We start from the raw sequence: 15,380 nt of genomic DNA on the forward strand, positions 1-15,380 counted from the left end.
GCGGATACAACTTTGTGCAGGTGCACATTTTTTGATCTTCTGCAATGGCACGTGTGGCAACAATGTATTGTCCGCCGCCCCGGTGCGCTGTTGCGCTGCAAAAGTATTCGTATCTTGGTAATCTCCCACCCTTGGTCACTTGGCTGCGGGTAAACGTGTACGGGCCATCACCGCTTACACGTCCATTTCAGCGCAATCCAACTTACATATCCATTTCAATGCTTTCGGGCCTGAAGGTATTGACGTGGCGTTTTGTACTTAAAGTTTTCGACAGAGCACAATGCCATTGCCTCTTCTTAGCCTACTCATCTGGATCCCTATTGTCGCCGGACTCGCGGTTTTGCGTGCCGGATCTGACGCGGCACGTGGTCGCACCCGCTGGATCGCGCTGATCGGCGCGGTAGCGGGGTTCCTGCCGGTGATCCCGCTGGTCGCGAATTTCCGCAACGACGTCACGTCGATGCAGTTCGTCGAGAACATGCGCTGGTCGCCCACGTTCGACATCGCGTGGCATCTGGGAGTAGACGGGATTTCGCTGTGGCTCGTGGCACTGACCGCGCTCACCACGATCATCATCGTGGTCGCGTCGTGGGAATCGATCACGCAGCGCACTGCGCAGTACTACGGCGCGTTCCTGATGTTGTCGGGCTTCATGCAGGGCGTGTTCACGTCGCTCGACGGCATGATGTTCTTCGTCGCCTTCGAAGCCACGCTGATCCCGCTGTACCTGCTGATCGGCACGTGGGGCAACAAGAACCGCACCTACGCTGCGGTCAAGTTCTTCTTCGTCTCGCTGCTCGGCTCGCTGATGATGCTGATGTCGATGCTGTACCTCTACAGCCAGACGCACAGCTTCGACCTCGCCACGTGGCGTGAGACGCACCTCGCCACGATCCCGCAGATCCTGATCTTCCTGGGCTTCCTCGCCGCGTTTGGCGTGAAGGTGCCGATGTGGCCGTTGCACTCTTGGCTGCCGGACGTCCACCTCGACGGTCCGACGGGCGCTGCTGTGATGATCGGTATGTTGAAGCTGGGCGGTTACGGTCTGCTGCGTTTCGCGCTGCCGATCGCTCCGCAGGCCAGCCACTTCTTCGCGCCGATGATGATCACGCTGTCGCTGATCGCGGTGGTCTATTCGAGCCTGGTCGCGCTGGTGCAAACCGACATGCGCCGCCTGCTCGCGTATTCGACGATTTCGCACATGGGCCTCGTCACGCTGGGCCTGTTCGTGTTCAACCGCATCGGCCAGGCCGGCGCGATCGTGCAGATGCTGTCGTACGGTATCGTGTCGGGCGCAATGCTGCTGTGCACGGGCATGCTCTACGACCGTACCAAGACGGCTGCCATCGCCGAATACGGCGGCGTTGCCAACACGATGCCGCGCTTCGCCTCCTTGCTGATGCTGTTCTCGATGGCCAACATCGGCCTGCCGGGCACGTCGGGTTTCGTCGGCGAGTTCATGGTGCTGATGGGCGCGATCCGTTTCAACTTCTGGATCGGCGCAATGGCCGCCACCACCCTGATTCTGAGCGCCGCCTACACGCTGTGGATGTACAAGCGCGTGATCTTCGGTGCGATCGCGAATGCGCGCGTCGCCAAACTCAAGGACGTCAGCCGCCGCGAATTCGCGCTGCTCGGCGTGATGGCGCTGCTGGTGCTCGCCATTGGTCTCAACCCGAAACCGTTCACCGATGCAATCGATCCGTCGGTCGGCACGCTGCTGGCCCAGTCGGAGCGTTCCGTTCACCCGGAAGATGCACCGGCAGACGGTGGCGAGCATCTGCAGGCAGCGGCGCCCGCGCCGGTCGTCGCTGCTGCGGTTCGCACGCCGGGTTGATAGAACGAGGCGCGTCGCAATTGCAACATCCGTGTGCGCGGATGCAACGCTCGCGACGCGCTTTGTCGCATCGACAGAATCTCTTTCAGATACATGCCGCGCGATGCCACCTTCCAGGTCGTGTCGCGTTTTTAGCGTTTATTCAAGGGGGTTTTGCGATGCGCCAAGTTTTCGATGCTTCCCGATGAGGCATTGCAAACCTACCGCTTGCACAAAGGTGTGCGGCAACGTGTCGCAATGCGCTGCGGCGCAATAGATCGTTGCAAATTCGAGGGTTTATTACAACTCGTCGTGCCCCTATTATGCGAGCGCTTACTAATGGAGAGCGGTCGAATGACGTTCGTGAAAGTCGTAAAAAAGAGGCAATGGATATGAAAGGAAAGACTCTGCGTGGGTCGGTAAGTTTCCTGTCTGCCGGCCTTGCGTTGTTGCTTTCGGGTTGCAGCAACCTCGATATTTTGAATCCGAAGGGTAGTGTGGGTCTGGCGGAACGCGATCTGATCGCGACCTCCACCTGGGCCATGCTGATTGTGGTCGTTCCGGTAATCGCGCTTACGCTGCTGTTCGCGTGGCGTTATCGCGCATCGAACAAAAACGCTGAATACCGTCCGGGGTGGGTTCACTCGACCGGTATCGAAATCGCCATTTGGACGATTCCGACGCTGATCATTCTGTTCCTCGCCGTACTCACGTGGAAAACCACGCACGAGCTGGATCCGTACAAGCCGCTCGAGTCGCAGGTCAAGCCGATCAACGTCGAAGTCGTCGCACTCGACTGGAAGTGGCTGTTCATCTACCCGGACCTCGGTATTGCGTCGGTGAACCAGCTGGCGATTCCGGTTGGCACGCCGGTGAACTTCGTTATCACGTCCGACTCGGTGATGAACTCGTTCTTCATCCCGCAACTCGGCGGCCAGATCTACGCGATGGCAGGCATGCAGACCCGTCTGCACCTGATCGCTGACGAAGCCGGTGATTACGCAGGCACGTCGGCCAACTTCAGCGGCAAGGGCTTCTCGGACATGAAGTTCCGCACGCTCGCGAAGTCGCCGGAAGAGTTCAACGCGTGGGTCGCGAAAGTGCGCGCATCGTCGGATAACCTCAGCATGGACCGCTACCACACGGTATCGGCGCCGAGCGAGAAGGATCCGGTGCGCTACTTCTCCGCAGTCGATCCGAAGCTCTTCCACAACATCATCGCCCGCTACAACAACGGTAATGTCATGGACAACATGAAGGACGCCAACTGCGCGCCCAAGGTTAAGGGGTAACGCATGTTCGGAAAACTCTCACTAGACTCGATTCCGTACCACGAGCCGATCATCATGGTGACGGCCGCGGGCATCGCCATTGGCGGTGCTCTGGTACTGGGTCTGATCACCTATTTCGGCAAGTGGAAGTACCTGTGGACCGAATGGCTCACGTCGGTCGACCACAAGAAGCTCGGCGTGATGTACATCGTCGTTGCGCTCATCATGCTGTTCCGCGGCTTCGCGGACGCGATCATGATGCGTACCCAGCTAGCGCTGTCGTATAACTCGCCTGGCGTCCTGCCACCGCACCATTACGACCAGATCTTTACCGCGCACGGCGTCATCATGATTTTCTTCATGGCGATGGCGTTCATGGTCGGCCTGATGAACATCATCGTGCCGCTGCAGATCGGTGCCCGCGACGTCGCGTTCCCGTTCCTGAACTCGCTGAGCTTCTGGATGACCGCAATCAGCGCCATCCTGATCAACATCTCGCTGGTGATCGGTGAATTCGCGCAAACGGGCTGGCTCGCTTATCCGCCGTTGTCCGAATTGCAGTTCAGTCCAGGCGTCGGGGTCGACTATTACCTGTGGAGCTTGCAGCTCTCCGGTATCGGCACCTTGCTGACCGGCGTGAACTTCTTCGTGACGATCGTAAAGATGCGCGCTCCGGGCATGACGTTCATGAAGTTGCCGGTGTTCACGTGGACCGCGCTGTGCACGAACGTGCTGATCATGGCTGCGTTCCCGATCCTGACCGTCACGCTCGCGCTGCTCGGTCTCGACCGTTACCTCGGCATGCACTTCTTCACGAACGATGCCGGCGGCAACGCGATGCTGTACCTGAACCTGATCTGGGCATGGGGTCACCCTGAGGTGTACATCCTGATCCTGCCGGCGTTCGGTATTTTCTCGGAAGTCGTCGCCACCTACGCCAAGAAGCCGCTGTTCGGCTACAAGACGATGGTGTGGGCAACCTGCGCGATCATGGTGCTGTCGTTCCTCGTGTGGCTGCATCACTTCTTCACGATGGGCTCGGGCGCTGACGTGAACTCGTTCTTCGGTATTGCAACGATGGTGATTGCGATCCCGACCGGCGTGAAGGTGTTCAACTGGCTGTTCACGATTTACAAGGGCCGTCTGCAGTTCACGACGCCGGTTCTGTGGACCCTGGGCTTCATGGTCACGTTCACGATCGGCGGTATGACCGGCGTGATGATGGCGATTCCGGGTGCGGACTTCGTGCTGCACAACTCGCTGTTCCTGATCGCTCACTTCCACAACGTGATTATCGGTGGCGTGCTGTTCGGCTACCTCGCCGGCTTCAACTACTGGTTCCCGAAGGCATTCGGCTTCAAGCTGAATGAAAAGTGGGGCAAGGCATCGTTCTGGTTCTGGCAGATCGGTTTCTGGGTTGCGTTCACGCCGCTGTACGTGCTGGGCTTCATGGGCATGACGCGTCGTCTGAATCACTATGACAACCCTGCGTGGCACCCGTGGCTGCAACTGGCGTGGGTCGGTGCGGTTCTGATCGCAATCGGTATTGCCTGCCAGGTGATCCAGATCGTGGTCAGCCTGCGTGACCGCAACAAGCCGGAAAGCCTCGACCTGTCGGGCGACCCGTGGGATGGTCACACGCTGGAATGGGCCACGAGCTCGCCGCCGGCGTCGTACAACTTCGCGATCATTCCGGAAGTGCGTGAACTCGACGCTTTCGCTGAAATGAAGTCGCGCAAGAACCAGCCGAAGCCGGTGTACACCGACATTCACATGCCGTCGAACACGTCGGCAGGTGTGGTGGCAGCGATGTTCTCGCTGGTGCTGGGTTTTGCCGCTGTGTGGCACATCTGGTGGCTCGCTATCGTCGGTCTGGTCGGCGCGATCGGAACGGTGATCGTGTACAGCTTCCAGAAGAACGAAGGCTTTTACATCCCGGCCGCTACGGTCGCGGCGATTGAAGAGAAACGCTCCGGCGCCGGTGCGCAGGTCGCGTTGGAGGTGGATTGATGTCAAACACTACGCTTACGGCCGACGCGCATCATCACGATGACGCGCATCACGCCGATCACCCGCCGTCGCATTCGGTATTCGGCTTCTGGCTGTACCTGATGACCGACTGCATCATCTTCGCGTCGCTGTTCGCAGTGTTCGCGGTGATGAGCCACCAGTTTGCCGGTGGTCCGACCGGTAAGGATCTGTTCGAGATTCCGGGCGTCGCGCTCGAAACCACGATGCTGCTGCTGTCCAGTATCACGTACGGTTTTGCGATGCTGGGTGCGTACAAGAACCGCAAGGGCGCTTTGCTCTTCTGGCTCGCCGTGACGTTCCTGCTGGGTCTGTCGTTCCTCGTGCTGGAACTGCGCGAGTTCTCGCACCTGATCGCCGAAGGCGCAGGTCCGAGCCGTAGCGCGTTCCTGTCGTCGTTCTTCACGCTGGTCGGCACGCACGGTCTGCACGTGACGTTCGGCCTGATCTGGATGGTGGTGCTCGCCATTCAGGTGCTGCGTCACAAAGACCTGACCGAACGCGACATGATCCGTCTGACGTGCCTGAGCCTTTTCTGGCACTTTCTGGACGTCGTGTGGATCGGCGTCTTCACCTTTGTCTATCTTGCGAGCGTGATCTAAATGGACCATAGCCATAACGCACACTCGGGTGGAAGCCACGGCAGCTTCGGCAGCTACATGACGGGCTTCGTGCTGTCGGTCATTCTGACTGTCGCGGCATTTGCTCTCGTCCTGACGGGCACGTTGACGGGGCAGGACGCTTTGTACGCGATCTCGGGCCTCGCGCTCGTGCAGATCGTCGTGCATCTGGTGTTCTTCCTGCACATGAACACGTCGTCGGAACAGCGCTGGAACGTGACGGCTTTCGCGTTCACGGCGTTGACCGCGGTGATCGTGATCGGCGGCACGTTGTGGGTGTTGCATAACGTCAGCATGAACATGATGTCGCGCTAAAGCGTTTAACGCGTTTAGTTTGAAAAAAGCCCCGCAAGACGGAAGTCTTGCGGGGCTTTTTGTTTGTGCTCGGAGGTGTAACTGTTTTCTTTCTTCAGATGCCCTCGCGCGTTGTCTCCACACGGCGCCGCCGGGGTAAGAGAGAGCAGGCTTTTTCCTGGCACGATGCGATGCCTGCCTCGCAACGTCACGTGATATTGCGGTGGCACCCCAAGTTCACAACGGCGTAACGTGTCCCGGCTGACATCCCCAATTCCCATAAGGCTCCACCTTCGGCGCACAACCATAGTGGACCGGTGGACAGCCGCCCCAGCCGCGATACACCGGAAGTTGCGGGACAAAACCGCCGTGACACGACATCGGCTGGTCGAGCGGCAGACTTGCAGTCCCGCCACGCACGGACAGTGCTGCCGCGCGGTCGAGTTCGTCGAAATGGGGAAGGTCTTTGATGGCTAGCATGGTCATGATGGATCTCCGACAAGGGTGGATGAGTCACGAGCGCGGATATCGCCGCGCTCAGACATCTCCATTGCACGCACCATGCCATGCGCGGCAAAGCCTCGTCAGTCACCTCTGATACACGCACTCGCGCGCGAAGTGACGGCGCCACACCAACTTGTGCGAGCATCGGTGTCGTCGCGCCGCCAACATTTTCTATTTCTATCTTCGCGGTTTTCGATTGCTGACCGATCGCCGATCTATGCAATCACATCAGCCGTTGCTGCGATTCCATCCCGCTAACAACGCAGGCAGTTCGGCCATATCGCGGAAAACATGCACCGCGCCCGCGCCATGCAACGCCGTCGCGCTGCTATGGCCCAACTCCATCGGGCAATAACCGAACACCGTAGCGCCCGCGGCGACACCTGCAGTCGCGCCCGTCACCGTGTCTTCCACCACGGCGCAGCGTGTCGGATCGACACCCAGCGCCGCTGCCGCTGCCAGATAAACATCGGGAAACGGCTTGCTGCGAGGCGTTTCGTGTCCGCTGAAAATGCGTCCTTCGAAACAGTCGAGGATGCCGGCCTTGGCGAGTTGCAATTCGATCTTGACCCGGTCGGCACCCGAGGCAACGGCAATGCGTCCGTTCAACAGCGGAAACAACCCGCGCACCGCCGAAGCCGCGCCGGGAATCGCCGCCAGTTCCTTGTCGAGCGCTTCATTGCGACGCGCGCGGAATTGCATGAGCCACTCGTTGGTGATCGCGAAACCGGTGCGCGCTTCGATCAGCGCGGCCTCGTCTTTCACTGCTTTGCCGACAAAAATGCGCATCGTCTCTTCGACGCTCAATTGCCAGCCCAGCTCGCCGAGCATCTCGGTCAGCACGCGGTTGGTGATGGGTTCGGAGTCGACGAGCACGCCGTCGCAGTCGAAGAGTACGGCGTCGAAGGGAAAATCGGCCATCGGGTAGGGAAGAGATGAGAGTCGTGGGACCGTCAAGCATACCGCACCGGCCCGCACGGCTCTCACACTGCGCCGTGACCACGAACGGGTCGACGGTGCGCAGATTCAAAAAACTACTTCAACGTCACAGTTGGCTCAGGGCTTGTAACCGTCATTCAGCGTGTGCAGGAATGCAATGATGTCCTGAATATCCTGATCGCTCATCGCGGGCTGGTCGCCGTATTTCCGGTCGAACGGCGCGTCGGCGATATCGACGTTGGCATGGTATTGAGCCGGCAGATCGTCGTACTTCTGCACCTTGCCCGCTGCGTCCTTCGGATAGATCCTGTCCGGCGACGTATTGCGCAGATTGTAGAAGTCCATCACCTGCTTGAGGTCGTGATACACGCCATTGTGGAAGTACACGTTGCGATTCGCGCTATTGCGCAACGTCGGCGTGAGGAACATGCCGCAATACTGCGTCTGCTTCGCGAGGTCCTGACGAAGCGGCCCGCACAGTCCGAAGTCGAAGAACTTCGGGTCGCGGTTCGCTTCAAGACGCGTGTTGCGCGGCACGCCGAGCGCCTCGTATTGCGTATCCGTGAACAGCGGCGACAGTCCGTCCGAGCTCGGCTGGCTAAGGTGGCAACCTGCGCAGTTCGCTTTCTTCGGGTCGTTGAACAGGTTCAGACCGTGCAGTTCGGCGTGTGTGAGGCGCGCCTTGCCTCGCAGCCAGTAGTCGTACTTGCTGGTGAATGCGTGAAAGTCCGGCTGTTCGAATTCGTAGCGGCCGACGGCGAACATCGCCTCGGCGGTCAGCATGTCCGCGTTGTTGAAGATGCCCGGCCCGAACAGTTTGCGGAAGCTGGCGGCGTAAGGCGCACGCGCGAGTTTGGCGGCGACCGCAGCGGAATCGGCGTTCGCCATTTCGGTCGGGTTGATCAGCGGACCGAGCGCCTGACGCTGATACGTATCCGCGCGGCCGTCCCAGAACATGCCGCCCACCGGCACCATCGCAACGGTCGCGGGGGCCGTGCCCGCCACCTTGTCGGCGCGTTGTGTGCCTTGTGCTGCTTGAGCGAGCGCGTTGAAATCGGGCGGTGCGGCCGCGTCGGCGGCATCGGGGCCGATGCTGAAGACGGCCTGGCGGTATAGATACGCGAGCGACGGCGGCGGCCGGAAGCTCTGGCGATCGAGATGCGGGCCGCCCAGTTGCGCGTCGAGATCGTTCGGCGGCCCGTACGCGTGCGTCGGGCTATGACACGACGCGCACGATTGCCTGCCCGACGCGGACAGCGACGTATCGTAGAAAATCTGCTTGCCGAGTTTCGCGACCGCGCTCAGCGGTGCCTGCGCCGGCAAGACCAGCTGCACCGGGTGCGGGTTCGCGCCCGTCAGGTTTTCGACGATCTCGCCCACGGAGTCGGGCATACGCTCCGGGTACGCGAGTGCATAACCGGCCAGGCCAGCGACGGCGACGAGCGCGACCGTGCAGCCCACCAGCAGACGCTGGCGGCCGCGCGGCCGATTGGCGCCGGGAGGTTCGTTGCGCTGGGTGGATCCGGTGGACGGTGTAGGGTGGAGCGGTTGCGTTGACATAGACGAGCGATAAGCAGAGGCCTGCAAAGCCGGTGGAGCTGGCGAAGCGAAGCGAATGACGATCCGGAAAAATTCAGCAGGAACATGGGTTCGGCGACTGCCGGCGCCATGTGCAAAAAGCGTCCCGACCTTGCTGAACGCGGTCGGGACGCCTGTCGATGCTCTGACGTTTCGTTTAGAGCGACGGTGTCGTAATCGCAGCCGGTGCGGTGGTCAGTGCCGTCCCCAGGTTCGAATCCAGATACAGCGCCGCATTCGGCGTGGTCTTGGTGAAGTCGAACATGCCCATGATGCTGCCGGCGTTCGCATCGTTCGAACCCTGACCGATACGCGTGCCGCTGAGCCAGTTGTCTTCGATGAAGCGAACCACCGAGGACTGCGTGATCAGGTCGGTGCTGTCGACGTAATTGGCCTTCGCATACGGCGAGATCACGACGAACGGAATACGCGTACCCGGACCGCAGCGGCCATTCACCGCGCCGCCGTTGATGCCCACGCCCTGCACCGCGCCCGCGGCGTTACACACGCCCGCGCCGTTGAGCTGGTCGGCGCCCGTCACCGCTTTCACGAAAGTACCGTCACCCGTCGACATGGCCGAGGTCGAGTCGAACGATGAGGTGGTCGGTGTGGCGTACTGATGGTCGTACCAGCCGTCCGAATCGTCGTAAGTCACGATCACCGCCGTGTTCTTCCAGTCCGGTTGCTGCTGGAGGAAGTTCACCACGCTCGTGACGAACGCCTGCTCGTCGAGCGGATCGGAGTTGCCCGGATGCGCGTCGGCGACAGCCGGTGCCTTCAGGAAGCTCACCGACGGGAAGTTGCCCGCCTTGACGGCGGTAAAGAAGTCGTTGACGTCGTACTGGTGATGCACCGGCGTGGCCGTGTTGTCGAGCGGATCGGTATAGCCGATCTCCGCCGTCGACGAAGGCCGCGTATGCGCGAGGTTCTGCGTGCTCGTGTAGTACTGGAACCACGCGTGATGCTGCACGTAGTCGTTTTCGGACGCACCCAGCACCGACGAATACGTCGAGCGCGAGCAACCCGTGGTGCCGTTCGCGTTGGTGGCCGTCAGGTCGAAGCCGCCCATGAAGCCGCCCCACGTGAGGTTGGCCGAATTCAGCAGATCGCCGATGTTCTTCGAGGTCATGGCCGCTGTCGTGGTCGAGCCTGCCTTGATCGTGCACACGTCGCCGGTCGGGTCGAGGTCGCCGATCAGCGACCAGCCGCCTTGCAGGTCATACACCACGTCGGTCGACGGGCTGGTCGTCGCGCTGCCGGCGACCACCGCGCCGTTGCTCGTCACCACGGCACCGTTGTGCTGGCCCGACACGACCGAGATCGCTCCCGGTGTCGACGGACCATACGTGTCGGTATAGGCGTTGTCGCTCATCGCGAAGTGCTGCGCGTAGTTCCACATCGCCGTCACGGTATTGCCGTCGTAGTAGCCCATCACCAGACCGGCCTTGCCGAACTCGGTGGCGGTCCCCGTCGACGGGTTGCCGGTGTTCGCGGGATACGCATCCATCTTGCCGTTGTCGGCCGCGAGTTGCTCCGGCGTGTAGCTGTGGTTCTGGCTCTCGGTGGACGCCTGCGTGCGATCGAGACGGAACGGATTGATCGCCGAGGTGCCGTTCGCCGTATTCGAGACCGTCGGGTTGTTCGTCAGCAGCGCGGTCGTCAGGCCGTTGACCGTCGGGGTGCCCGATGCGGCAGTGAAGACCGGTTCGCCGTCGGGATTCTGCGCGTTCGGGTAGGTGCCGTAGTAATGGTCGAACGATTCGTTTTCACCGAAGATCACGACGACGTGCTTGATCGGCGTCGCCGTCGTCGCGGCGTCCTGGGTCGACACCGTGGCTGCAGTGCTGGCCGACGAGCTGACATTGTTATTACCGCAGGCAGCGAGTGTGAGCATCGCGGCCAACGGGATGGGGAGTAGCGTTCTACGCAACATGTTTGACTGGCTCCAGAATCGACTTTGCCGTGCAGCGACTCCATCGATATACGAGGGGATATTCGCTGGGATCTTGTTAGAGAAACTGCGCATGGTCTTACTGCATCAAGCAACAAAACTGCGCGCATTAAACTCTTTGCCGATTAAAGTTTCGGGGCGGATAAATAACGTCGGCTCTCAATCGCCATTCGTTGTAATAACTAGTGCTGTTATTAAGCTGACAACGACGTTTTTCCGGCTGAAGTTATTACTGCTCGCTTTGGCTCTGGACGGACGTTTCGCGCATCTCGCCCGCGTTATTGGTTTCATTTTGTTTCTAAATATTTCTCCTGCAGTTTTCTGCGACGGATTTGCGCCGCTGCTGCGTTAAAGCCATAACGGAGCCGCTTCCGGCTGCGGATTTTTATGGGAGAGATCAACATGACATCAAGAAAACCCGTCGCTATCGCAGGCGTTTTGCTGGCCGTCATGCTCGGTAGCGGAACGATGCTCGACTCGACGTCCGCAGCCGCGCAGGCCGTGGTGATCGCGCCAATGGCGCCGCCGCCGCCGCGCGTCGAAGTGGTGCCCGCGCCGCGTGACGGTTATGTGTGGGACCAGGGCCGCTGGCGTTGGGACCATGGCCGTTACGTATGGGCGCCGGGTCACTGGCAGCCGGTGCGGGTCGGCTATCACTGGGTGCCGGGGCACTGGGCGCAGCGCGGGCCTCACTGGCGCTGGATCGAAGGGCATTGGGCCTGATTTGACCCATCTTCGATACAGGCAGGCTGACATGAAAATACTCGTGGTGGTTCTACTGGCGATCACGCTCGCCGGTTGTGTGGTGTACCCGGCGCGTCCGGCTTATTACAGGCCGGCGGTCGTCGTATATTGAACGTGGCTCGAGCACAGCGATGAGCCGTCGCATGCGCAACCCGCGGCACGTTGCGCATGCGACTATCGACAAGACAAGCCAGCGTGAATGGCAGATCAGGGAGCGGCGGTTGATGAACGAGGTTCTTTCTGCTGCGACAGCGGCGCGGTCCGCTCGCGGCGCGCCGGTTGTGCGGCGTGTTGTGCGCGTCTGCGCATGGCGGGATGCGATGACGTGCGCGTCGAGGCATCTGTCGATGCATGCGTCGACGCACACGTCGTGGAGCGTCGTCCGTTGAGCGAACGCGACCCCGACGCGGAATTGCTGGAACAGATCGGCCGTCAGGACCCGGTGGCCGTGCGTACGCTCGTCGCGCGCAAGCTGCCGCGTTTGCTGTCGCTCGCCATGCGCATGCTCGGCGACCGGATGGACGCGGAAGACGTCGCGCAGGAAGTGTTCGTGCGCATCTGGAAGCAGGCGTCGCGCTGGCGCGAAGGCGACGCGAAATTCGACACGTGGGTGCATCGCGTGGCGCTCAACCTTTGCTATGACCGGCTGCGAGGCCGGCGCGAAGATCCGCACGACGAGATGCCTGACGAAGCCGATCCCGCCGCGCCGCCCGACGCCCGTCTCGAAGCGCGCGCGCAGGACGCGCGCGTGCGTGAGGCGCTTGCCGCGTTGCCGGCGCGGCAACGCGAGGCGCTCGTGTTGACCTATTACCAGGAAATGTCGAACCTCGACGCCGCCGCGCTGATGGGCGTCACGGTCGATGCGCTGGAAAGTCTGCTGGCCCGCGCGCGCCGCAATCTGCGCGCACAACTGGCCGGCAGCGGCCTTAGCAAGGACAAGTCATGACGCCCGAAAGATTTCATCAGATCGTCGAGGCCTACGGTGCCGATCCGCGCCGCTGGCCGTCCCACGAACGCGCGGCGGCGCAGGCATGGGCGCAACGGCATCGCGAACAGGCCGATGCCGTGCTCGCCGATGCCGCCGCCCTCGACGCATTCCTCGCCGCCGACAAGGTCGATCCGCCGAGTGTCGCTTTACAGCAGCGCGTGATCGGCAGTGCGCCGGTGCGGCAACCGCGGCAAGCCCGGCAACCTGCTACGCGCCGGCGGCTCTGGTGGTCCGGCGCGGCGGTGGCCGGCGTCGGACTGCTCGGCGGCGTGGCCGGTGCGTTCGCGGTGTCGTTTTTCGTCTTGACGGAGACGGTGCCGCCCATCCACGACGCGTACGAATCGTCGTATCTGACTTCGAGTTTCGGCGGAACGTCAGCCGACTGGAGCGGAGAATGAACGGCCGCTCGTGGAAAATCGTGCTGGCGGTGTCGCTGGTGCTCAACGTCTTTTTGCTTGGCGCGATTGCCGGCGGCGCTTATCAATGGTTCGCGGCGCATCGCGCGAACACGCCCGCGCAGGTGCTGGCCCAGCAGCGCGCGCTGCGCTTCGCCGCGCAGCCGCTGTCGGCGGAGAAGCAGCAGGCTTTTATAGACGGCCTGAAAGACGCGCGTCGCGACGGGCGGCAATTTGCCCGCGAGGGCCGTGAAGGGCGGCGCGAAGTATTGCGCTTGCTGGCCGCGCCGCAACTGGATCGCGCGGCGCTGGATGCCGCGCTTGCCCGCACACGTGCCGCCGACAGTAATCTGCGCGCGAAGGTGGAAGGCAGCGTCGCGGATTTCGCGGCGACCCTGTCGCCCGAGGAGCGCGTCGAATTCGCCGACAGCCTGAAGTTACGCGGACAGTGGCGCGAAACGGCGCCGGCGGCGAATGCGAAAGCGCAGGCAAGAAAACAGGCGTCGAGTGAAACGTCGGGGGAATGAAAAAACGCGGACGCCGGCGACGGATTGTCGTCGGGCGGCCGTTTAAAGACTATCCGATGCCGACGAGGATGGTATGGCCAACTCACCGAACCTGAACGCCGCGACGATTGCGTTGAACCGTTTCGGCCTCGGCGCGCGAGCCGGCGAGACGCCGCCCGCCGATCCGAAAGCGTGGCTGCTTGCGCAATTCGACCAGTATCAGCCGCGGCCGGCCGCGTGGGCGGGGCAGCCTGACTCGGCCACGTTGTCGGTCGAACTCGCGCAGATGCGCATGGAGTTGAAGCAGGCGCGCGAGAGCAAGGGGACGGGGGGCGCGCAGGCTAATGCGCAGTCTGTCTCGCCGGGCGCTGGGTCGGGCGGTCCGCAGCCTGATGCCAAGGCCGCATCACAGTCTGCGACCCAGGTCGAACGCAAGGCAATGCGCGGTGAAATCGTCGACCGGTATCGCGCCTCGGTCAATGCGCGGGTCGTGAGCGCGTTGACTACCCCGACGCCGTTCGTCGAAAGGCTGGTGCATTTCTGGGCCAATCACTTCGCGGTGTCGACGGAAAAGCCGGGCGTGGCGGTGCTGGCCGGTTCATTCGAAGCGGAAGCGATCCGCCCACACGTGCTTGGCCGTTTCGAAGACATGCTGGTCGCGGTCGAGCGTCATCCGGCGATGCAACTGTTTCTCGACCAGACGCGTTCGGTCGGACCGGACAGCGTGGCGGCGCTGCGCGCGGCGCAACGCGATCCTGAGCACAAGCGCGGTCTGAACGAAAACCTGGCGCGCGAAATCATGGAGTTGCATACGCTCGGCGTGCGCAGCGGCTATAGCCAGGAGGACGTCACCGAGTTCGCTCGCGCGCTGACCGGCTGGAGCCTGGCGGCTAATCCGGCCAATGGTTTATCCAATGCTTCGGCCAACGCTTCGGCCAACCTGCAGGCAGGCGCGGACAACGCGGCAAGACGTTTCGTCCAGCCAAACGGCGAACCTGGTACCTTTGTCTTTCGAGCCGCGCTGCACGAGCCGGGCTCGCGCAACATCATGGGGCGCACCTACGATCAGCCGGGCGAACAGCAGGCGCTCGCGATCCTGCACGACCTCGCGCGCGCGCCCGCCACTGCGCAGCATATTGGCGGCAAGCTGGCCCGTCACTTTATCGCCGACAACCCGTCGCCGGATGCGAGCGCGCATCTCGCCAGCGTATTCGAGCGCAGCGGCGGCGACTTGCCGAGCGTGTACCGCGCGCTGATCGACATGCCGCAAACCTGGTCGCCGACTGCGGTGAAGTTCAAGACACCGTGGGAATGGACCATTTCGTCGATGCGCGGACTCGGCTGGCAAGACCTCGGCAATCTGCAGAGCGCGCCGGTTTTCACGCAGCTCGGACAACCGGTGTGGCGTCCCGGTTCGCCCGCCGGATACGACGATATCGCCGCCAGCTGGGCCGCGCCCGACGCGCTCGTGCGGCGGGTCGAAGTGGCGCAGCGTTTCGCGGCGCGCGTCGGCGACCGGCTCGATGCCCGCTCGCTCGGACAGACCTTGCTGGCGGGATCGTTGAGCGAATCGACGGCGACGGCGGTGTCGCGAGCGGAAAGCGCTTCGACGGCGATTGCGCTGTTGCTGGTGTCGCCGGATTTTCAGCGGCGGTAAATCGAAACTGGAAGCCGAAGCCGAAGCCGAAGCCGAAGCCGAAGCCGAAGCCGAAGCCGAAGCCGAAGCCCAAGCCCAAGCCCAAGCCC

The 15,380-nt window shown here is 62.0% G+C and carries 15 protein-coding genes; 11 read left to right on the plus strand and 4 right to left on the minus strand.

The features are described 5' to 3' along the window. The first annotated feature begins 280 nt into the window (after positions 1-280). The 5 genes from BLS41_RS21095 to cyoD all read left to right on the plus strand — a co-directional run bounded on the left by BLS41_RS21095 (position 281) and on the right by cyoD (position 6,050). A complete protein-coding gene (locus BLS41_RS21095) occupies positions 281-1,837 on the plus strand; it encodes a complex I subunit 4 family protein (RefSeq protein WP_074768327.1) in 1,557 nt (518 codons plus the stop codon). A 371-nt stretch (positions 1,838-2,208) separates the two neighbouring features. Further along, entirely contained in the window at positions 2,209-3,108 is a 900-nt protein-coding gene (gene cyoA / locus BLS41_RS21100; RefSeq protein WP_074768329.1) for a ubiquinol oxidase subunit II, read from the plus strand. A gap of 3 nt (positions 3,109-3,111) precedes the next feature. Then, the gene (gene cyoB, locus BLS41_RS21105) at positions 3,112-5,097 is read left to right on the plus strand and encodes a cytochrome o ubiquinol oxidase subunit I (protein WP_074768331.1); all 1,986 of its coding nucleotides are present in this window, start codon (positions 3,112-3,114) and stop codon (positions 5,095-5,097) included. Further along, positions 5,097-5,717 (plus strand): cytochrome o ubiquinol oxidase subunit III, encoded by a 621-nt coding sequence (gene cyoC, locus BLS41_RS21110; RefSeq protein WP_074768333.1) that lies wholly within the window; start codon positions 5,097-5,099, stop codon positions 5,715-5,717. Before cyoB ends, cyoC begins: the two co-directional genes overlap by 1 nt. Then, positions 5,718-6,050, plus strand: coding sequence for a cytochrome o ubiquinol oxidase subunit IV (cyoD, locus tag BLS41_RS21115; RefSeq protein ID WP_074768335.1), 333 nt, complete (start codon positions 5,718-5,720; stop codon positions 6,048-6,050). Between the two features lie 216 nt (positions 6,051-6,266). On the opposite strand, the gene BLS41_RS21120 is transcribed toward cyoD, so the two are convergent. The 4 genes from BLS41_RS21120 to BLS41_RS21135 all read right to left on the minus strand — a co-directional run bounded on the left by BLS41_RS21120 (position 6,267) and on the right by BLS41_RS21135 (position 10,983). Next, the gene (locus tag BLS41_RS21120) at positions 6,267-6,515 is read right to left on the minus strand and encodes a hypothetical protein (protein WP_074768337.1); all 249 of its coding nucleotides are present in this window, start codon (positions 6,513-6,515) and stop codon (positions 6,267-6,269) included. A gap of 246 nt (positions 6,516-6,761) precedes the next feature. Then, entirely contained in the window at positions 6,762-7,454 is a 693-nt protein-coding gene (locus BLS41_RS21125; RefSeq protein ID WP_074768339.1) for an HAD family hydrolase, read from the minus strand. 135 nt (positions 7,455-7,589) lie between these two features. Continuing rightward, positions 7,590-9,032 (minus strand): cytochrome-c peroxidase, encoded by a 1,443-nt coding sequence (locus tag BLS41_RS21130; protein WP_083380038.1) that lies wholly within the window; start codon positions 9,030-9,032, stop codon positions 7,590-7,592. A 175-nt stretch (positions 9,033-9,207) separates the two neighbouring features. Further along, entirely contained in the window at positions 9,208-10,983 is a 1,776-nt protein-coding gene (locus tag BLS41_RS21135; protein ID WP_074768341.1) for a phospholipase C, read from the minus strand. Between BLS41_RS21135 and BLS41_RS39100 the strand changes: the two genes are divergently transcribed. The 6 genes from BLS41_RS39100 (at position 10,883) to BLS41_RS21165 (ending at position 15,291) form a co-directional block, all read left to right on the plus strand. Continuing rightward, positions 10,883-11,353: a hypothetical protein gene (locus BLS41_RS39100; RefSeq protein WP_171910251.1), complete on the plus strand. Its 471-nt coding sequence runs from the start codon at positions 10,883-10,885 to the stop codon at positions 11,351-11,353. The two genes, BLS41_RS21135 and BLS41_RS39100, sit on opposite strands and share 101 nt — an antisense overlap. Positions 11,354-11,403: 50 nt before the next feature. Then, positions 11,404-11,724, plus strand: a complete 321-nt coding sequence (locus BLS41_RS21145) for a YXWGXW repeat-containing protein (RefSeq protein ID WP_074768345.1) — start codon at positions 11,404-11,406, stop codon at positions 11,722-11,724. A 391-nt stretch (positions 11,725-12,115) separates the two neighbouring features. Further along, complete coding sequence (locus BLS41_RS21150; RefSeq protein ID WP_436972041.1) at positions 12,116-12,691, plus strand: RNA polymerase sigma factor; 576 nt, start codon at positions 12,116-12,118, stop codon at positions 12,689-12,691. Next, positions 12,688-13,131: a hypothetical protein gene (locus BLS41_RS21155; RefSeq protein WP_074768347.1), complete on the plus strand. Its 444-nt coding sequence runs from the start codon at positions 12,688-12,690 to the stop codon at positions 13,129-13,131. Before BLS41_RS21150 ends, BLS41_RS21155 begins: the two co-directional genes overlap by 4 nt. Next, positions 13,128-13,655, plus strand: a complete 528-nt coding sequence (locus BLS41_RS21160; protein ID WP_074768349.1) for a periplasmic heavy metal sensor — start codon at positions 13,128-13,130, stop codon at positions 13,653-13,655. The genes BLS41_RS21155 and BLS41_RS21160 overlap by 4 nt, the downstream gene beginning before the upstream one ends. 73 nt (positions 13,656-13,728) lie before the next feature. Next, on the plus strand, positions 13,729-15,291 hold the full coding sequence (locus BLS41_RS21165) for a DUF1800 domain-containing protein (protein WP_074768351.1): 1,563 nt from the start codon (positions 13,729-13,731) through the stop codon (positions 15,289-15,291). Positions 15,292-15,380 lie beyond the last annotated feature (89 nt).

It is taken from the genome of Paraburkholderia fungorum, from assembly GCF_900099835.1.
Taxonomy (GTDB): Bacteria; Pseudomonadota; Gammaproteobacteria; order Burkholderiales; family Burkholderiaceae; genus Paraburkholderia; species Paraburkholderia fungorum_A.